Source organism: Aquabacterium parvum (genome assembly GCF_001447195.1).
GTDB classification, from domain to species: domain Bacteria; phylum Pseudomonadota; class Gammaproteobacteria; order Burkholderiales; family Burkholderiaceae_C; genus Aquabacterium; species Aquabacterium parvum.
Map to the genome: position 1 here is coordinate 125,166 of NZ_LFRI01000386.1, position 18,286 is coordinate 143,451.

Annotated in this window: 19 protein-coding genes; 15 read left to right on the top strand and 4 right to left on the bottom strand. The window is 67.9% G+C overall.

Annotation, left to right across the window (positions count from 1 at the left end):
- Positions 1 to 121 precede the first annotated feature (121 nt).
- The 15 genes from ABG80_RS14705 to ABG80_RS14775 all read left to right on the top strand — a co-directional run bounded on the left by ABG80_RS14705 (position 122) and on the right by ABG80_RS14775 (position 12,979).
- Positions 122 to 403 carry a phosphopantetheine-binding protein gene (locus tag ABG80_RS14705; protein WP_058088379.1) on the top strand — a complete coding sequence of 94 codons (282 nt, stop codon included), beginning with the start codon at positions 122 to 124 and terminating at the stop codon, positions 401 to 403.
- Positions 400 to 1,047, top strand: a complete 648-nt coding sequence (locus tag ABG80_RS14710) for a COG4648 family protein (protein ID WP_058088380.1) — start codon at positions 400 to 402, stop codon at positions 1,045 to 1,047. Before ABG80_RS14705 ends, ABG80_RS14710 begins: the two co-directional genes overlap by 4 nt.
- 3 nt (positions 1,048 to 1,050) lie before the next feature.
- Entirely contained in the window at positions 1,051 to 2,490 is a 1,440-nt protein-coding gene (locus ABG80_RS14715; RefSeq protein WP_058088381.1) for an AMP-binding protein, read from the top strand.
- Position 2,491: 1 nt separating this feature from the next.
- A complete protein-coding gene (locus ABG80_RS14720) occupies positions 2,492 to 2,794 on the top strand; it encodes a hypothetical protein (RefSeq protein WP_058088382.1) in 303 nt (100 codons plus the stop codon).
- A complete protein-coding gene (locus ABG80_RS14725; RefSeq protein ID WP_058088383.1) occupies positions 2,791 to 3,720 on the top strand; it encodes an LpxL/LpxP family acyltransferase in 930 nt (309 codons plus the stop codon). The genes ABG80_RS14720 and ABG80_RS14725 overlap by 4 nt, the downstream gene beginning before the upstream one ends.
- Positions 3,683 to 4,306 (top strand): outer membrane lipoprotein carrier protein LolA, encoded by a 624-nt coding sequence (locus ABG80_RS14730; RefSeq protein WP_058088384.1) that lies wholly within the window; start codon positions 3,683 to 3,685, stop codon positions 4,304 to 4,306. Before ABG80_RS14725 ends, ABG80_RS14730 begins: the two co-directional genes overlap by 38 nt.
- Positions 4,303 to 6,672 (top strand): MMPL family transporter, encoded by a 2,370-nt coding sequence (locus tag ABG80_RS14735; protein WP_058088385.1) that lies wholly within the window; start codon positions 4,303 to 4,305, stop codon positions 6,670 to 6,672. The genes ABG80_RS14730 and ABG80_RS14735 overlap by 4 nt, the downstream gene beginning before the upstream one ends.
- Positions 6,669 to 7,475, top strand: a complete 807-nt coding sequence (locus ABG80_RS14740; protein WP_058088386.1) for a polysaccharide deacetylase family protein — start codon at positions 6,669 to 6,671, stop codon at positions 7,473 to 7,475. Before ABG80_RS14735 ends, ABG80_RS14740 begins: the two co-directional genes overlap by 4 nt.
- A gap of 104 nt (positions 7,476 to 7,579) precedes the next feature.
- Positions 7,580 to 8,182 (top strand): class I SAM-dependent methyltransferase, encoded by a 603-nt coding sequence (locus tag ABG80_RS14745; RefSeq protein ID WP_160322557.1) that lies wholly within the window; start codon positions 7,580 to 7,582, stop codon positions 8,180 to 8,182.
- Positions 8,183 to 8,199: 17 nt separating this feature from the next.
- Positions 8,200 to 9,426: a beta-ketoacyl-[acyl-carrier-protein] synthase family protein gene (locus ABG80_RS14750; protein WP_152987641.1), complete on the top strand. Its 1,227-nt coding sequence runs from the start codon at positions 8,200 to 8,202 to the stop codon at positions 9,424 to 9,426.
- Complete coding sequence (locus tag ABG80_RS14755; protein WP_058088388.1) at positions 9,423 to 10,280, top strand: beta-ketoacyl synthase chain length factor; 858 nt, start codon at positions 9,423 to 9,425, stop codon at positions 10,278 to 10,280. Before ABG80_RS14750 ends, ABG80_RS14755 begins: the two co-directional genes overlap by 4 nt.
- Positions 10,277 to 10,711, top strand: coding sequence for a hypothetical protein (locus ABG80_RS14760; protein WP_058088389.1), 435 nt, complete (start codon positions 10,277 to 10,279; stop codon positions 10,709 to 10,711). Before ABG80_RS14755 ends, ABG80_RS14760 begins: the two co-directional genes overlap by 4 nt.
- Positions 10,712 to 10,737: 26 nt before the next feature.
- On the top strand, positions 10,738 to 11,463 hold the full coding sequence (gene fabG, locus ABG80_RS14765) for a 3-oxoacyl-ACP reductase FabG (protein WP_058088390.1): 726 nt from the start codon (positions 10,738 to 10,740) through the stop codon (positions 11,461 to 11,463).
- Between the two features lie 7 nt (positions 11,464 to 11,470).
- Complete coding sequence (locus tag ABG80_RS14770) at positions 11,471 to 12,211, top strand: lysophospholipid acyltransferase family protein (protein WP_058088391.1); 741 nt, start codon at positions 11,471 to 11,473, stop codon at positions 12,209 to 12,211.
- A 3-nt stretch (positions 12,212 to 12,214) separates the two neighbouring features.
- Positions 12,215 to 12,979 (top strand): glycosyltransferase family 2 protein, encoded by a 765-nt coding sequence (locus ABG80_RS14775; protein ID WP_058088392.1) that lies wholly within the window; start codon positions 12,215 to 12,217, stop codon positions 12,977 to 12,979.
- Between the two features lie 16 nt (positions 12,980 to 12,995).
- Here ABG80_RS14775 and ABG80_RS14780 read toward each other — a convergent pair whose 3' ends face one another.
- The 4 genes from ABG80_RS14780 to ABG80_RS14795 form a co-directional block, all read right to left on the bottom strand.
- Positions 12,996 to 13,877, bottom strand: coding sequence for a metal-dependent hydrolase (locus ABG80_RS14780; RefSeq protein WP_058088393.1), 882 nt, complete (start codon positions 13,875 to 13,877; stop codon positions 12,996 to 12,998).
- 114 nt (positions 13,878 to 13,991) lie between these two features.
- Complete coding sequence (locus ABG80_RS14785; protein ID WP_058088394.1) at positions 13,992 to 15,170, bottom strand: isovaleryl-CoA dehydrogenase; 1,179 nt, start codon at positions 15,168 to 15,170, stop codon at positions 13,992 to 13,994.
- A 51-nt stretch (positions 15,171 to 15,221) separates the two neighbouring features.
- Positions 15,222 to 16,139, bottom strand: a complete 918-nt coding sequence (locus ABG80_RS14790) for a hydroxymethylglutaryl-CoA lyase (protein ID WP_058088395.1) — start codon at positions 16,137 to 16,139, stop codon at positions 15,222 to 15,224.
- 8 nt (positions 16,140 to 16,147) lie between these two features.
- Entirely contained in the window at positions 16,148 to 18,271 is a 2,124-nt protein-coding gene (locus ABG80_RS14795; protein ID WP_058088638.1) for an acetyl/propionyl/methylcrotonyl-CoA carboxylase subunit alpha, read from the bottom strand.
- Between the last annotated feature and the right edge of the window lie 15 nt (positions 18,272 to 18,286).

The following is an 18,286-nucleotide window of genomic DNA, read 5'->3' on the forward strand; positions in this document are numbered from 1 at the left end:
AAGGGGCTGCGCAAGCCTTCTCGCCGATACAATCGTGCGTTTGACACCGGTTCGCCCAGGGAGGCGAGCGCGAACCGTCTCCGGCGCCCCTGCGCTGCGGTTCCACCCGATTCATCACACCATGACAGCAGAGCAAGCCGCCTTTGACCTCGCTTTGGAAGCCGAGGTCGCCAGCCTGATCGTTTCCTCGCTCAACCTGGAGGTGTCGGCCCAGGACATCGACCCCCTGGCCCCCTTGTATGGGGAAGGCCTGGGTCTGGACTCCATCGACATCCTGGAGATCGCGCTCGTGATCTCCAAGAAATACGGCTTGCAGATCAAGGCGGGTGACAAGGACAACGTCCGCATCTTTGCTTCCTTGCGCAACCTGGCCGTGCACATCTCGCAGCATCGCCAGCCATGATCATCACCGGCAAGGGGGTGGCTTGGGTGGCGGGCGGTGCCGTGGCGACGGCCTACCTGTACCTGTGCTTCCTCGTTGCCGCCGCCCCCCAGCCGCCTGGCTGGGCGGTGCTGATCGGCTTGTTGCCCATGGCCGCGTTGATGTTGCTGCAGGCCTGGCACGTGCGTTGGCGATGGCTGGCCCTGGCCGGCTGCGCGGCCTTGTTCGTGGGGGCCTTCATCGGCTGGGAGATGGTCCGCTCGCACGTGGCCTGGGTGTACTTGGCGCAGCACGTGGGGGCCATGGGCGCGCTCGGGCTGATGTTCGGCATGACGCTCATGGGCCGACATGCCGACGCCTTCTGCTCGCGCATCGCGGCCTTCATCACGCCTGAGCCGCTCGATGCGGCCTACCTGCGCTACACGTGGCGGGTCACGCTGGCCTGGACGGTCTTTTTCTTGCTCATGTTGTTGTCCTCGTTGCTGCTGTTTTTCTGGGGGCCCATCACCTGGTGGTCTTTCCTGGCCAACCTGCTGACGCCGGTGCTGACGGGCGCGATGTTCGTTGCCGAGTACCTGGTGCGCATCCGCGTGCTGCCCGGCCGCCCGCACATGAGCGTGGCCGGCACGATCCAGGCGTATCAGCGTTTCCGCCAGGGGTCCTGAACGATGTGCACCGAGGTGAACCTGCCGCTGCTGCCGGACCGGGGCGCGTCGCACGTCGTCGCCTGGCGCGATGGCCGCGCCGTGAGCCAGGCCGAATTGCTGCGCGATGTCCTGGCCCTGTCTCAGGCGCTGTCACGGGTGCTTTCACCAGCCCTGCCGCCCGCCTCGGCCGACGCGCCCGCCGCCATCAACCTCTGCCTTGATCGGTATTGGTTCGCCGTGGCGTTCCTGGCTTGTGCGCACCGGGGCGTGGTCAACCTCCTGCCGAGCTCCAACGCGCCTTTGCACCTGGCCCAGTTGGTCGAGCACAACCCGGGTGTCATCGCCCTGGGAGACCAGCCCGAGGCCTTGATGGGCGGTTGCCCCTGGCTGGATGTGGCCCAGGTCGTGTCCAGCGAGCTGGCGTTGGTGGGCGAGGCGGGGCGCGATGTGGCGCCCGATGCGGCTGTTGCTTCCCTGCATGAGATGCCCACGGTGTCGGCTGAGCGGGTGGTCGCGCGATTCCACACCTCGGGCTCAACCGGGGCGCCGCAGGCTTGCGACAAGCGCTTCGGCCTGCTGTTCGCGGGGCACCAGGCGGCGGCATCGGCCATCCTGGCGGTGACCGGCGGGTCATGTCCCGTGGTTGGCACTTCGAGCTTTCGGCACATGTTCGGCTTCGAGGCGACCGTGTTGCTGCCCCTGTGGGCGGGCGGCTCGCTCACGGGTGGGACCCCCTTTTTTCCGGCTGACGTGGCCAGCGACCTCGCGGCCCAGCCTTCGCCCGCGCTGCTGGTGACCACGCCGTATCACCTGCGCAAGATGCTGGAGGCGGACATTGAGTTTCCCGCCTGCGCGGGCGTGTTGTCCGCCACGGCGCCGCTCTCGCCGGATCTGGCGAAGGCCGCCGAGGCGCGGTTGCGCGCGCCCCTGCTGGAGATCTACGGGGCGACCGAACTCGGCATGCTGGCCACCCGCCGCACGAGCGAGTCCGCCACCTGGACGCTGTTGCCCGGCTTCAGTCTGGCCTCTGAGGAAGGCGGTTTCATCGCGAGCGGGCCGTCGCTGGCCCAGCCTCAAGCCTTGCACGACCTGGTCGAGCCCCAGGGTGAAGCCTGCTTCAGGCTCATCGACCGCAGCAGCAACCTGATCAACGTGGTGGGCAAGCGCAGTTCGCTGGGCTTCCTCAACCAGGTGCTGCAAAGCCTGCCTGGCGTGCACGACGGCGTGTTCTGCGTGCCGCCCGATGTGGCCCACCACGATGTCACGCGGCTGGCGGCCTTCGTCGTGGCGCCCGGCCTGACGTCTGCCGACGTGCTCGCGGGACTTCGGCCGCACATCGATCCGGTGTTCCTGCCGAGGCCCATCGTGATGCTCGACGCCCTGCCGCGCGACGCCAACGCCAAGCTGCCGGCGGCCGCCCTGCGGGCCCTCCAGGCGGAGCACCTGCAACGCAAGGGATGACATGAACAGGCTGCCCCTTGTCATCGCCGTGGACCACCCTGCCTTCGCCGGCCACTTCCCGGGTCGGCCGATCGTGCCCGGGGTGGTCTTGCTCGACCTTGCGCAGTGCGCCATCGAGGCGGCGGCGCAGGTCCGCATCACCGGCGTGGCGGTGGGGAAGTTCCTCAGCCCGGTGAGCCCGGGTGAACCGCTTGAACTTGCCTTCGAGTGGGTGGATGCAGGGGTTCGCTTCCAAATTCAGTCGGGCGGGCGGCCCGTGGCCAACGGGCGTTTCGCCATCGAGGCATCGGGAGCGGTGTCATGAGCGACGTGAGCGAGGTGAGCCCAGCGGGCGCCGCGCCGGTCTGGCTGCAACGCAAGGAGCGCGGCAGCATGTGGCTGATGCGCCTGATGTCGTGGTTGTCGCTGACGCTGGGCCGGCGGCTGACCCGCGTGATCGTGCATGCGATCGCGCTGTATTTTTTGCTGGCCGTGCCCGCGTCCCGCCGGGCTTCGCGCGCTTACCTCGCGCGTTGTCTGGGCCGCCGCCCGAGCTGGCTCGACCTCTACCGGCACATGCTGACCTTCGCCACGACGGTTCACGACAGGCTTTACCTGCTCAACGACCGGTTCGACCTGTTCGACGTGCGCTTCGAGGGCGAGGTGCCGGGGCAGGGGGCGGAAGAAGGTGCCTTCCTGTTCGGCGCGCACCTGGGCAGCTTCGAGGTCTTGCGCACGCTGGCGCGCAAGCAGGCCACGGGTCGCGTCTGCGTGGCCATGTACCCCGACAACGCGCGCCAGATCAACGCCATCCTTGCGGCGATCAACCCATCGGCGGTGGCCGACATCATCGCCCTGGGAGAGATCGACTCGATTTTCCAGATCCACGAGCGCATCGAGCATGGTGACATGGTGGGCATCCTGGCCGACCGCGCGATCAGGGATGAGCGGCAGGTGGCCATGCCCTTCCTGGGCGCGCCCGCCGATTTCCCCCAGGGGCCTTTCCGGCTCGCGGTGGCGATGCGGCATCCGGTCTACTTCATGAGTGGGCTCTACCTGGGGCATGGGCGCTACGAGCTGCGATTCGAGCGGCTCACCGATGGCGGCGCGGCGACGCGGGATCGGCAGGCCTGCGTCGAGGACTTGATGCAAAAATACGTTGATGCACTGGAGCGCCACTGCCGACGCGCACCCTACAACTGGTTCAATTTCTATGACTTCTGGCAAACCCGAAGCAAGGCATCCGCGTGAGCGCCTGAGGCGTTGGGGCTGGCTGGCCGGTGTGGTGTGCGGCCTGTGCATCGCCTTGCCGGGGCAGGCCCTGGCCTGGGGGCTGCCCGAGCTCATGCAGGCCCTGTCGCAAACCCGCTCGGCCAAGGCCACCTTCGTCGAGAAGAAGTACATCGGCTTCATCGATCAGCCTGTCGAGTCCTCCGGCGAGCTGAGCTTCACCGCGCCGGACCGCCTGGAAAAGCGCACCCTCAAGCCACAGCCCGAGCTCGTGCGCCTGACGGGCACGCGCCTGATCGTGGAGCAGCCCGGTCGGCGCCAGATGGCGCTGGAGCTGGGCGGCCGGCCCGATGCCATGGCCTTCATCGAGAGCATCCGTGGCACGCTGGCCGGTGACCGGGAGGCCCTGGAGCGCTATTACGTTCTGGAACTGCAAGGCCGCCCCGAGGCCTGGAAGCTGACGCTCACGCCCCGCTTCGACAACATGAGCAAGGTGGTCACCCGCATCCGCATGGAAGGCAGCCAGTCCGTGGTCACCCTCGTCGCGTTCGACCAGGCGGACGGCGACCGCTCAGAGATGCGCATCACGCGCCTGCCTTCGCCGTGAACGGGCGCCGCGTCCTGGCGCTGGCGGCCTGGCTGGTTTCGCTGTGCGCATGCCTCTTCGTTGTCTGGCGCACGCCGGTGATCGCAGACCTGTCGGCCTTCATGCCGAAGATGCCGACCGCGCGCCAGCAACTGCTGGTCGACCAGTTCAAGGACGGCATCATCGCGCGCTTGATCATGGTCGGCATCGAGGGGGGCGATGAGTCGGAACGCGCGCGCCTGTCGACCGGGCTGGCGCGCCAGTTGAGACAGGACAGCGCCTTCCTCACCGTGCAGAACGGCGATGCGGAAACCGGTGAACGCGACCAGGCGCATTTCTTCGAGCAGCGCTACCTCTTGAGTCCCGAAGTGCGGGCCGAGCGCTTCACGGCGGAGGGCCTGCGTGGCGCCATCGACCAGGCCGTGCAGGGCCTGTCGGGCAGCGCGGGGCTGATGCTCAAGAAGCTGTTCCTGCGCGACCCCACGGGCGAAACGCTGGCGATGCTCGACATGTTCACGGGCGACAGCCAGCCTGCGCAGGTCGACGGAGTGTGGGCCTCGAAGGACGGCAGCCGTGCCATCTTGCTGCTGCAGACGCGCGCGCCGGGCTCCGACACCGACGCGCAGGCCGTTGCGATCGAGCGCATCCGTGGGGTCTTCGCCAGTTTGCGAGATCAGCGCCATGACACGCGCCTGGTGATGAGCGGCACGGGGGTGTTCTCGGTGTCGTCGCGGGCGGTCATCGAGCACGAAGTGAAGGTGCTGGCCACGGCCAGCACGGTGCTGGTGGCCGGCATGCTGCTGCTGGTGTACCGCTCGCTCTCGCTGCTGTTGCTGGGGCTGGTGCCTGTCGTTTCGGCAGCGCTTGCGGGTGTGGCGGCGGTGGGCCTGTGGTTCGGCCATGTGCATGGGCTGACCCTGGCCTTCGGCACAACACTGGTCGGCGAGGCGGTTGACTACGCGATCTTCCTGTTCATGCAGCGGGCCTCTGGCGAGCCTTCGGTGCATTTCTGGCGCACCGTTCGCCTGGGCGTGCTGACCTCCCTGGCCGGCTTCGCGGTGTTGATGGCCTCGGGCTTTCCGGGGCTGGCGCAATTGGGCGTGTACTCCGTGGCGGGGCTGATCGTGGCAGCGCTGGTGACGCGCTTCGTGTTGCCGCTGTTGTTGCCGGCCCGGCTCGCGGTGCGTGACCTCAGCCGGGTCAACGCCGGGCTGGATCGCCTGATTTCAGCAGGTCGGCGCCTGTGGTTCGTGCCTGCCTTGCTCTCCGTGCTGGCGCTGGCCTGGCTTAGCTGGCACCACGATGGCATCTGGAGCCGCCAGCTCTCGGCGCTCAACCCCGTCTCCAAGGCCGATCAGGAGCTCGATGTCTCGCTGCGCAACGACCTGGGCGCGCCCGACATGCGCTACATCGCCAGCATGACGGCGCCCGATGCCGAGTCGGCCCTGCGCCGCGCCGAGCAGGTGGCCCTCGTGCTGCGGCAGGCGGTGCGCGACGGCGAACTGGGTGGGTTCAAGTCACCCGCGATGGTGCTGCCCAGCGAGGCGACACAGCGTTCACGCCAGGCCGCCTTGCCAGAGGCCGGCGTGCTGCGTTCGCGCCTTCAGTCGGCGCTCGAAGGGGGCGTGGTCAAGCCCGATCGCCTCGATGGCTTCGTGGCGGATGTCGAGCGGGCAAGGGGCGCACCGCTGCTGACCCGGGCCAGCCTGGAGGGCACATCCGCAGCGATGCTGGTCGATTCTCTGCTGATCCCCCGCGCCCACGACCACCTGGTCCTGATGCCCTTGAAGGCGCCCGGCTCCGGGCCGCATCCCGACGAAATCGACACCGAGTCCCTGCACAAGCGCCTGCGTGCCGCAGGACTGGCGGACGTGACCGTGATCGACATCCTGAGCGAGACGACCTCGGTGTTCGACAGCTACCTGCGCGAGGCGCTGACGCTGTCGGGTGCTGGCGCGCTGGCCGTGACGTTGCTGCTGGCCGCCAGCCTGAGGTTGGCGCGGCGGACCTGGCGGGTGCTGGCGCCGCTGGCGGCGGCGGTGCTGTGCGTGATGGCGGGCCTGGTGGCCCTCGGCCATGAGCTGACCATCTTGCACGTGGTGGGGCTGCTGTTGGTGGTGGCCGTGGGCTCGAACTACGCCCTGTTCTTCGACGCGGCCATGGCGGGGCGGCCGCAGGCCGAGCGGTTGCGCACGCAGGGCTCGCTGGTGCTGGCCAACCTGTCCACGGTGGGCACCTACGGCATGCTGGGCCTGTCGACCATCCCGGTGCTGTCGGCCATCGGGGGCACCGTCGCGGTGGGCACTTTCCTGTCGCTGCTGTTCGCGGCCTGGATGGCGCCCGCGCCGGTGCCCGCCCCCATGACGGAGCCAGGAGCTCAGACGTGAAGAAGCCCTGGCGCCCGTCCGCGTTGATCGTGGCCAGCCTGGCTTGCCATGCGCTGGCCTTGCCCGTGGTGTGGCTGGATCCGACCACCTGGCCGGTGGTGCTGGCTTGCCTGGCGGCCAACCACCTGCTGGTCATGGGCCTGAGCCTGTGGCCGCGCAGCCAGGTGCTGGGGCCCAACCTGTCGCGGCTGCCCGAGGCGGCGGTGTCGCGGGGTGAAGTGGCCATCACCATCGACGATGGCCCCGACCCCGAGGTCACGCCCCAGGTCTTGCGCGTGCTCGCGGCGCAAGGTGTGCCGGCCACGTTCTTCTGCATTGGAGAGCGCGCCCGCGCGCACCCCGATTTGTGCCGGCAGGCGTGCGCCGAAGGCCACGATGTCGAGAACCATGGCCAGCGGCACCCTGTGCTCGCGTCGCTGATGGGGCCGGGCGGCTGGCGTCAGGAAGTGGGGGGCGGTGCGCTCACGCTCGAAGCCATCACCGGGCGTCGCCCCCGTTTCTACCGGGCCGTGGCCGGCTTGCGCAACCCCTGGCTGGACCCCGTGCTGCATCGCCTGGGGCTGAAGCTCGCGAGCTGGACGCGCCGGGGCTTCGACACCCGCGCGCAGGACCCGGACGTGGTGCTGCGCCGCCTCACCACGAACCTTCAAGCGGGTGACATCCTCTTGCTGCACGATGGGCACGCGGCTCGCACGCGCGATGGCCTGCCTGTCATCGTCGAGGTGCTGCCGCGCCTGATCACCGCCATCCGTGCGCAAGGACTCACCCCCGTCACCTTGTCTCAAGCATGCAAGCAGCGCTGAAAAAAAGGATCCTCCAGGCCGCCTGTGCCCCCTACCGCCCTGTTGGCATTGCCCATCACCAGTGGGCGCGCGGCAAGATGGGCTTCGACCCCGTTTTCGCCGGGATGTTGACCCATGCCCTCATCCCCGATCAGTCCGTGGTGCTGGACCTGGGCTGCGGCCGGGGCTTCATGGCCTCCTGGCTGCTGAGCGCCGAGCAGGTGGCTGCCCAGGGTTCATGGCGAGGCGCAGGCGCGCCGCCGCGTGGCATGCGTTTCCATGGTGTCGAGCTGGTCGCCGACGAAGTGGAGGCCGGCAACCGGGCTTTGCGCCCCCTGCATGGCGACCGCGTGAGCCTGGTGGCCGGTGACATGCGCACCGCCGAGATCCCCGCCGACGTGAACGTGGTGACGATGTTCGACGTGTTACATTACGTGCCCCACGCCGACCAGGATCGACTGCTGGATCGCATCCGCCACGGGCTTGCGCGAGGAGGGCTCTTCATCACGCGGGTGGGAGATGCGCAAGGCGGCATGCGCTTTCGCATCAGCCAGGTCGTGGATCGATTCGCCTCTTTCGTTCAGGGGCACCGCCTCCCGAAGATGTGGTGCCGCCCGCTGCCGCAGTGGGTTCAAGCGCTCGAAAGCCGAGGTTTCGTGGTTCGAGCGCTGCCCATGAACGAGGGCACCCCCTTTGCCAACGTGCTCCTGGTGGCACGCGTGCCGTGAACCCAGGAGCCCGAGCCGTGACCCCTCCGCGACTTGCCCCCCTGCTCATCCGAGCATCGACGTTGACCAGCGCCTTGGGCGCGGGCTCGTTTGCCCACTTGCAGGCATTGCGTGAACGCCGCAGCGGCGTCCGCCCGATGAGCTGGGAAACCGTTTCGGACCTGCCGACCTGCCTGGGCGAGGTCGATGGCGTCGATGAACAAAAACTGCCCGAGCCGCTGGCGCGTTTCGATTGCCGCAACAACCGCCTGGCCTGGCTCGCCATGCAGCAGGACGGCTTCATGCAGCAGGTGCGCGGCGCCGTCGAACGGCATGGTCCGGCGCGCGTGGGTGTCTTCATGGGCACGAGCACCTCGGGCATCCTCACCACCGAGCAGGCTTATCGGCGCCGTGACCCTGCAACGGGTGCGCTGCCCGCGAACTTCGATTACCGCCACACTCACAACAGCTTCTCGCTGGCTGACTTCGTGCGGACCGGCTTTGGCCTGCAAGGCCCGGCCAGCGTGGTGTCGACCGCGTGTTCGTCGAGTGCCAAGGTGTTTGGTGTGGCGCAGCGGATGATCGCCGCCGGCCTGATCGACGCAGCGGTGGTGGGTGGCGTCGATTCGTTGTGCCTGACCACCCTCTATGGGTTCAACTCGCTGCAATTGCTCTCAGGCCAACCTTGCCGGCCTTTCGATGTCGAGCGCTGCGGCATCAACATCGGCGAGGCGGCGGGGTTCGCGCTGGTCGAGCGGCTGGATGGCGGGCAAGGCAGCCATCCTGAGCCGGGCGACATCCTGGTGTCTGGGGTGGGCGAGTCGAGCGACGCGCACCACATGTCGGCGCCGCATCCGCAAGGCCTGGGTGCTCGCCTGGCCATGGGGCAGGCGCTCACCCAGGCGGGCCTGACGCCGCAGGACATCGGCCACGTGGTGCTGCATGGCACCTCCACGCCAAGCAACGACGCGGCCGAGAGCCTGGCCGTGGAGGCGCTCTTTGGCCTGGAGACACCGTGCAGTTCCATCAAGGGCCACACCGGCCACACCCTGGGCGCGGCGGGCGTGCTCAACGCGTTGGTGGGTGAGCTGGCCTTGCGGCATGATTTCGCGCCAGCCGGCGTGGGCACGCAGGTGGTGGACCCGGCGCTGCGTTGCCGCTACCTCACCGAGAACCTGCCTCGGCCCATGCGCCACGTGATGAGCAACGCGTTCGGGTTCGGCGGCAGCAACTGCAGCCTGGTCTTGTCGAAGGTGATGCCATGAGCCTCTTGCGTCCCTCGCATTCCTTGGTGGTGCACGTGCAAGGCGTGGGCGTGTTCGGCCCGGGCCTGTCTGGCTGGGAGCACGCATCCGCCGTCTTGCGCGGTGAGCAGGACTGGAGCGCCGCACCGCTGCAACTGCCTGCGCCCGAGGCTTTGCCGCCGGCCGAGCGCCGCCGCGTCGGCCTGGCCTTGAAGCTGTCGATGGCGGTGGGCTTCGATGCCGTGCGGCAGGCGGACCTCGATCCGGCGTCGCTGGCCACGGTCTTTTCCTCGACCGGGGGCGACTGCGACAACTGCCATCAGATCCTGGAGACGCTGGCCTCAGACGACCGCGCCGTCTCGCCCACGCGCTTCCACAACTCGGTGCACAACATGCCTGCGGGCTACTGGAGCATCGCCACCGCCTGCATGGCGCCATCCACCAGCCTGTGCGCCCACGACGCGACCTTCACGGCTGGCCTGCTGGAGGCGGCCACGCAGGTGGTGTGCCATCGGCAGGAGACCTTGCTTGTGGCCTTTGACACCTTCTACCCCGAGCCGCTGAGGGCGCACCGGCCCATTCCCCACGCCATGGGCGTCGGGCTTGTGCTGACGCCTGAACGCACGGCCCGCACCCTCGCGAGCCTGGCGCTGTCCCTCACGGCACAGGCCCCCGACACGCTCAGCGACCCGGCGCTCGAGGGCTTGCGCCAGTCGGTGCCAGCTGCGCGCGCGCTGCCTTTGCTGAGGCTGTTGGCGGCGGGGCGCACCGGAGCATCGACGGCATCAGCCTGCGCAGTCGGGTTGGCCGAGGCAGCCCGGGTGGTGCTCGAGCAATTCGACGGTGCCCACCTGGCCGTGGCGGTGCAGGCATGACGACGCACGACCGCGACTGGATCGCCGCACACATCCCGCACCGGGGCGACATGTGCCTGCTCGATGGCGTGCTGCATGCCGACGAGCAGCGCATCGTCTGTCGCGCGCTCAGTCACCGGGATGCGAGCCACCCCTTGCGCCACGCCGGGCGCCTGGGCATCGCCGTGGGCATCGAGTACGCGGCCCAGGCGATGGCCGTGCATGGCGCCATCCTCTGTGGCGGAGAGCCCGGGCGCAGCGGCTACCTCACCAGCGTGCGCGAGGCGAGCTGGTGCGTGAGCCGGCTCGATGACCTGCCAGGGCCGCTCGAGGTGCATGCCGAGCGCCTCTCCGGCACCGACAACAACGTCCTGTATGCGTTCAGCCTGCGGGACGGCGAGCGGGAGTTGATGGGCGGTCGCGCCACCGTCATCCTCAACACCGATCATTGACCCTTTCCCTCCTATCCTGAACGACCATGTCGAAACGACGCGCGCTCATCACCGGGGGCAGCGGGGCCATCGGTGCGGCCATCTGTCGCCAGTTGGCGGCCGACGGCTGCCATGTCATCGTCCACGCCAACAGCGGCATCGCCCGTGCCGAGGCGCTGTGCGCAGCGCTGCTGGCCGATGGGTTCAGTGCCGAGGCCGTCCAGTTCGACGTGACCGATGCGCAGGCCACTTCGGCGGCGCTGGAGCGCCTGCTGGAAGGCGGCGCCATCCAGGTGGTGGTCAACAACGCCGGCATCCACGATGACGCGGCCTTCCCGGGCATGTCGGCCGAGCAGTGGCACCGCGTCATCGACGTGTCGCTGCATGGCTTCTTCAACGTCACCCAGCCGCTGACCATGCCGATGGTGCGCACGCGCTGGGGCCGCATCATCACCATCTCGTCGGTCGCCGCGATCATGGGCAACCGGGGCCAGGCCAATTACGCAGCGGCCAAGGGCGCTTTGCACGCTGCCACCAAGACCTTGTCGATCGAGCTTGCCAGCAGGGGGATCACGGTCAACGCCGTGGCGCCAGGCATCATCGAGTCGGAGATGAGCGAAGGCGTGTTCGACGCCCAGCACATCGCCCAGGTGGTGCCCGTCAAGCGGGCGGGGCGCCCCGAAGAGGTCGCCAGCCTGGTGGCCTTCCTGGCTTCCGAAGGCGCCAGCTACATCAGCGGTCAGGTGATCGCTGTCAACGGTGGCATGTTCTGAGCTGGCCATGAAGCGGCTCGGGCAGATCCTGTGCTTCTACCTGATGCTGCTGTGGCTCGGGGCCATGCTGCTGCTGGGCAATGTCGCCAGCCTGCCGCTGTGGCTGCTGCCCAGGCGCTGGCGCGAGCCCTTCATGCGCGACATGATGGGTCGCACCTTTCACCTCTTCCTCAGCGGCTGCGAGCTGTGCGGGTTGATAGAACTCGACCTGCGCGAACTGGATGCGCTCCAAGGCCAGCGTGGGCTGGTGATCGTGGCCAACCACCCGAGCATGATCGACGTGTTCCTCGTGGTTTCGCGGGTGCGGCAGGTGCTGTGCCTGATGAAGTCGAGCCTGGCGGGCAACCTGTTCCTGGCGGTGGGGGCGCGCCTGGCCGGCTACATCCCCAACCGGCACATCGATGTGATGATCCGGCAGGCGGCCCAGGCCGTGGCGCAGGGGCAGATGCTGCTGGTCTTCCCCGAAGGCACGCGCACCGAGGTGCACCCCCTCAACGAGCTCAAGAGCGGCGCGATGCTGGTGGCGCGGCGCGCGCACGCGCCCTTGCAGGTGGTGGTGCTCGAAGCCAGCTCCGCGTACCTGGGCAAGGGCTGGCCGATCTGGCGACCGCCCGCTTTCCCGATGCGCTACCGCGCGCGCCTGGGCCCCAGGCTCCAGGTCACCGGCTCGCTGCCCGAGACGGCGACCGCCCTCCAACAGACTTTCATGCAGGAGCTGCGCGACGTGCCGGCTCCTTCGCAGCGTTGATCCATGAGCTTCTCTCCTTCTCCCTCCGCCACGCACCTCGTCCTCATCCCCAGCTACAACCCGGGGCCGAAGGTGTTCGAGACCGTCGCGGCCGCGCGTGCTCGCTGGGCGCCTGTGTGGGTGGTGGTCGATGGCAGCACCGATGGCACGCCCGAGGCGCTGCGCAAGATGGCCAAGGAGGACGCCCAGCTGAAGGTGCTGGTGCTGCCCGAGAACCAGGGCAAGGGGGCTGCGGTGCTGCATGGCATGGACGAAGCGGCGAAAGCCGGTTTCACGCATGTGCTGTGCATGGACTCGGACGGCCAGCACCCGGCCGACCTGATTCCGTACTTCATGGCCGCTTCGGCGCGGCAGCCCGAGGCCATGGTGCTGGGCGTGCCCGTGTTCGACGAACATGCGCCCGCCTTGCGCGTCAAAGGCCGCAAGATCTCGAACTGGTGGGCCAATCTGGAGACCCTCTGGGTGGGCATCGGGGACTCGCTGTATGGCTTTCGCGTCTACCCGATCGAGCCGTTGCGCCGCATCATGCATGCCCAGCGCTGGATGCGCCGCTTCGACTTCGACCCCGAGGCCGTGGTGCGCCTGGCCTGGTCAGGCGTGAAGCCGGTGAACGTGCCCGCCCCCGTGCGCTACCTGAAGGCAGAAGAGGGCGGGGTCTCGCACTTCAACTACCTGCGCGACAACAAGCTGCTGACCTGGATGCACATCCGCCTGATGTTCGGCTTCGGACTGCGGCTGCCGATGCTTTTGTGGCGCAAGCTGGCGTGAAAAGCGCCCTTCGCCGTCAGTGCGCAGCCTGGTACAGCGCGGCGCCTGCCACCATCGGGTCGCCCGTGCGGTCGTAGGCTTCGACCCAGGCGTCGTAGTTGTGGATGGCTTCTTGCTGCCAGGGGTGGAACCCGGGCTTGAAGTAGGCCAGCAGCGTGCCCAGGTGGCTGGAGAGCACGCCCTTGTAGCCGAACAGCCACCAGCGCGACTTGGCCATCATCCACATGCGTTGACCGAACGAGAAGCCGTCGTTCTTGAGCAGGCGGTTGGTGAAGCGCATGGTCAGCAGGCTCAGGAACAGGATGACGTGCACCATGGCCGCGCAACGCTTGAAGTAGCCCACCTTGGCGACCTGCTGCATCACGTCGTAGGCCACGGCCTTGTGCTCCATCTCTTCGACCGCGTGCCAGGCCATCATGGCGCGCAGCTTGGGATCAGCGTTGGCCATGGTTTCCTTCTTGACGAAGAAGATCTCGGCCAGCATGGCGGTGAAGTGCTCGAAGGCGGCGGTCAGCGCCAGGTTGTATTCCTTGGAGAAATACTTGGTGTGGAACGCGTTGTTGTCGTTGATGAAGTCGACGATGGCGTCGATGTCCATGCCCTGCTCGCGCAGGCGCTGGTTGTACTTGGAGTGCACGATGCCGTGCTGGCCTTCCTGGCGGATGAAGGTCTTGATCTCGGCCAGCAGCTTGGGGTCGGAGGTTTGCTCGCGGAAGGCGCGCACGCACGAGATGAAATAGCGCTCGCCATCGGGGAAGGCCGCTTGCAGGGCGTCGATCAGGCGCGACTTGTAGGGGCTGTTTTCGTACCACCAGCGGGGCAGGTCACCGTCGAGGCCGAAGTCGAGTTTCTCGCGGGCAACCAGTTCCTTGGCGTTGTGCAGGGCTTGTTGGCTCATGTCTGTCTCCGTGTCGCGGACCCGTTGTGGGTGCCAGATTTGATCTGGGTCGGATCCTAGGGGGTTGCGGGGCACCCGGAGGGCACCCTGCGCGACAGGAAGGCAGCCAAGGCGTCATGAAGTGGCATTGAACAGCTCTCGGCCGATCAACATGCGTCGGATTTCGCTGGTGCCGGCCCCGATTTCGTAGAGTTTGGCGTCGCGCCACAGGCGCCCGAGCGGGTAGTCGTTGATGTAGCCGTTACCCCCGAAAATCTGGATGCCTTCGCCGGCCATCCAGGTGGCTTTTTCGGCCGTCCACAGGATGAGGGCGGCGCAGTCCTTGCGCACGTGGCGGGCATGCTGGCTGCCCATGGCGTCGAGGTTCTTGGCCACGGTGTAGGCCAGCGCACGACCGGCCTGCTGCACGGTGTACATGTCGGCGAGCTTGCCCTGCAGCAGTTGGAACTCGCCGATGGCTTGGCCGAACTGCTTGCGCTCGTGGACGTAGGGGATCACGTGGTCCATCACGGATTGCATGATGCCCAGCGGGCCGCCCGAGAGCACGGCGCGCTCGTAGTCCAGGCCGCTCATGAGCACCTTGGCGCCGTTGCCTTCGCCGCCCAGCACGTTGTCAACAGGCACCTCGCAGTCCTCGAAGAACAGCGGGTAGGTGTTGGAGCCGCGCATGCCCAGCTTGTCGAGGTGTTGGCCTTTGCTGAAGCCCTTCATGCCCTTTTCGATGAGGAAGGCGGTCATGCCTTTGGCGCCGGCATCGGGCTCGGTCTTGGCGTAGACCACGAGCACGTCGGCGTCACCGCCATTGGTGATCCACATCTTGCTGCCGTTGAGCACGTAGCGGTCACCCTTCTTGTCGGCGCGCAGCTTCATGCTCACCACGTCGGAGCCGGCGTTGGGCTCGCTCATGGCCAGCGCCCCGACGAAGTCGCCGCTGATGAGCTGGGGCAGGTATTGGCGCTTTTGCGCTTCGCTGCCGTTGCGGTGGATCTGGTTGACGCACAGGTTGGAGTGCGCGCCATAGCTCAGGCCCACCGAGGCGCTGCCGCGGCTGACCTCTTCCATGGCCACCATGTGGGCCAGGTAGCCCAGGTTGGTGCCGCCGTATTCTTCGGACACCGTCAGGCCGTGCAGGCCGAGGTCGCCCAGCTTCTTCCACATGTCGGCGGGGAAGAGGTTGTCGCGGTCGATGTCGGCGGCGCGGGGCGCGAGCTCTTTGTCGACGAAGGCGCGAACGGCTTCGCGCAAGGCATCGATGTCTTCACCCAGGTGGTGGTTCAGGCCGGGCAGGGTCATGGTGGGTCTCCTCGGTTTCTTCGAACGGTGATCGGTCTGCGATGGGTGGGGTCAGGCGGCGCGTGCGCGCTTGGCCAAGGTGGCGCGGGCCACGCGCGAGGCCGTGGGCCGGCCCAGCGCCTGCGAGATGAACGCACCCGCGTCCACCAGCTTGTCCAGATCGATGCCGGTCTGAATGCCCAGCCCGTGCAGCAGGTAGACCACGTCTTCGGTGGCCACGTTGCCGGTGGCGCCCTTGGCGTAGGGGCAGCCGCCCAGGCCGGCCACGCTGGCATCGAAGGTGTGCACGCCCAGTTGCAGGCAGGCCAAGATGTTGGCCAGCGCCTGGCCGTAGGTGTCGTGGAAGTGGCCGCTGAGCTCGGCCAGGGGCACGCGCTTCAAGGCGGCTTCCATCACGCGCTGAACCTGGCCGGCCGTGCCCACGCCGATGGTGTCGGCGATGCCGATGTGGTGGCTGCCAATGTCTTGCAGGCGTTGCACGACGTCGTCCACCGCCTCGATGCTGACTTCGCCCTGGTAGGGGCAGCCCAAAGCGCACGACACCGCCGCACGCACCTTCATGCCGTTGGCACGTGCGGCCTCGGCCACGGGGCGAAAGCGCTCGATGGATTCGGCGATCGTGCAGTTGATGTTGCGCTGGCTGAAGGCCTCGCTGGCGGCCGCGAAGATGACGACTTCATCTGCCTTGGCGGCCAGTGCGCCTTCGAAGCCTTTCATGTTGGGCGTGAGCACGCTGTAGCGCACGCCGGCCTGGCGCGTGATGCCGGCCATGACCTCGGCGTTGTCGCCCATCTGCGGCACCCACTTGGGGCTCACGAAGCTGGTGACCTCGATCTCGCGCAGGCCGGCCGATTGCAGGCGGTGAACGAGCTCGATCTTGGTGGCCGCGGGCACGGGTTGGGCTTCGTTTTGCAGGCCGTCGCGCGGGCCGACATCGACGAGGGTGACGTGGGTGGGCAAGGTGCTCATGGCGGTTTTCAGTCGGATTCGATGCGCAGCAGCTCGGCGCCTTCGGGCACCTGGTCGCCGACGCGGCACAGCAGCTCGGCCACGCGGCCGTCGCGCGGGGCCGTGAGGGTGTGTTCCATTTTCATGGCCTCGGTGACGACCAGTGGCTGGCCCGCTTTGACCTCGTCGCCGATGTTGACGAGCAGGGCCACCACCTTGCCGGGCATGGGCGCGGTGACCTGGCCCGCGTGGGCGGCGTTGTCATCTTGTTGCTGCAGCGGGTCGAGCCAGCGCAGCGTGGCGTGGCCATGCGCGGTGAAGGTGTCGAAGGTGTTGCCGTGGCGATCGACGTTGGCTTGCCAGCGTGGGGCATCGGCCGGGTTGAACGTGTCTGCGCTGTTGGACGCAGGGCGGGCTGCGTGCCGACCGCCGTTGCGCTCCAGTGTGATGAGGTGCGGGCGCTGCGGGTCGGGGCGCAGATGCCCCAGCTCGCGTGCATGCTTCAGCGCAGCGGGCGCTTCGTGCCAGCGCAGTGACAGCTGGCCGCCTCGCTGCTGCGTGATCGACACCGTGGCGGTTTCATCGCCGAGCTCCCAGCGGAGCAAGCGGGCCTGCGTGCCGTGCAAGGCCCACCCATCTGCGCGCGACCACGGCTCAGGGTGCGATGTTTGCGATGCGGCAACGTGGTCCTGCCACCAACGCAGGCTGGCTGCAGTGAGGGCATCCAGTCGCGTGGCATCGGCATGGTGAGGCGCTGCGCCGAACAGCACCCCGTGCTCGCGCTCGATCAACGCGGTGTCCAGCCGAGCCAGGCTGAACGAGTCGGTGCGCACGAGCTTGCGCAGGAAGGCCACGTTGTGGTGCAGCCCGGTGATCTGCAGCTCGGCCAGCGCCTGGCTCATTCGGGCCAGCGCCTGCTGGCGATCGGCGCCGTGCACGATCAGCTTGGCGATCATCGAGTCGTAATGCGGCGAGATGGCGTCACCCTCGGCCACGCCGCTGTCGATGCGCACCGGTGCGATGCCGAAACGCGCGGCATCGGGTGTGCGCAGCGTGCGCAGGGTGCCGATCGCGGGCAGGAAGCCGGCTTCGGGTTGTTCGGCGCAGATGCGCGCCTCGATCGCGTGGCCGGTGAACTTGATCTGATCCTGCTTGAGCGGCAGGGGCTCGCCAGACGCCACCCGCAGTTGCCACTCGACCAGGTCCAGGCCGGTGATGGCCTCGGTCACCGGGTGCTCGACCTGCAGGCGCGTGTTCATCTCCATGAAATAGAAGGCCGAGACGCCTGCACCACCCACGCCGGCGCCACCCGCTTGTTCACAGATGAACTCGACCGTGCCCGCGCCCACATAGCCCACGCTCTGGGCGGCGGCCACGGCGGCGGCGCCCATTTGTGCGCGCAGCTCGGGCGTCATGCCGGGGGCCGGTGCCTCTTCCAGCACCTTCTGGTGGCGGCGCTGCACCGAGCAGTCGCGCTCACCCAGGTGCACCACGTTGCCGTGTGCGTCGGCGAAGACCTGGATCTCGATGTGCCTGGGCTGCGTGACGTAGCGCTCGATCAGCACGTGCTGGTCGCCGAAGCTGGCTTGGGCTTCACGTTGGCACGAAGCCAGCGCAGCCGCGAACTCATCGGCCTGCCGCACGATGCGCATGCCCTTGCCACCACCGCCCGCGCTGGCCTTGATCAGCACCGGAAAGCCGATGGATTGGGCCTGTGCGAGCAGGAAGTCGCTGTCTTGCCTGTCACCGTGGTAGCCGGGCACCAGGGGCACGCCGGCCTTTTCCATCAGGGCCTTGGCGGCCGACTTGCTGCCCATGGCCGCGATGGCCGAAGGCGGCGGGCCGATGAAGGCGATGCTGGCGTTGGCGCAAGCTTGGGCGAAGCCTTCGTTCTCCGAGAGGAAGCCGTAGCCGGGGTGCACGGCCTGTGCGCCGGTGGCTTGGGCCACTTCGAGGATGCGGTCGGCGCGCAGGTAGCTCTCGCGTGGGCTGGCCGGGCCGATGCAGACGGCTTCATCGCAGGCCAACACATGGCGCGCGTGGGCGTCGGCCTCGGAGTGGACGGCAACGGTGCGGATGCCCAGGCGGCGTGCGGTCGCGGCCACTCGGCATGCGATTTCGCCTCGGTTGGCGATGAGGATTTTGGTGAACATGGTGCCTCGGGCTCG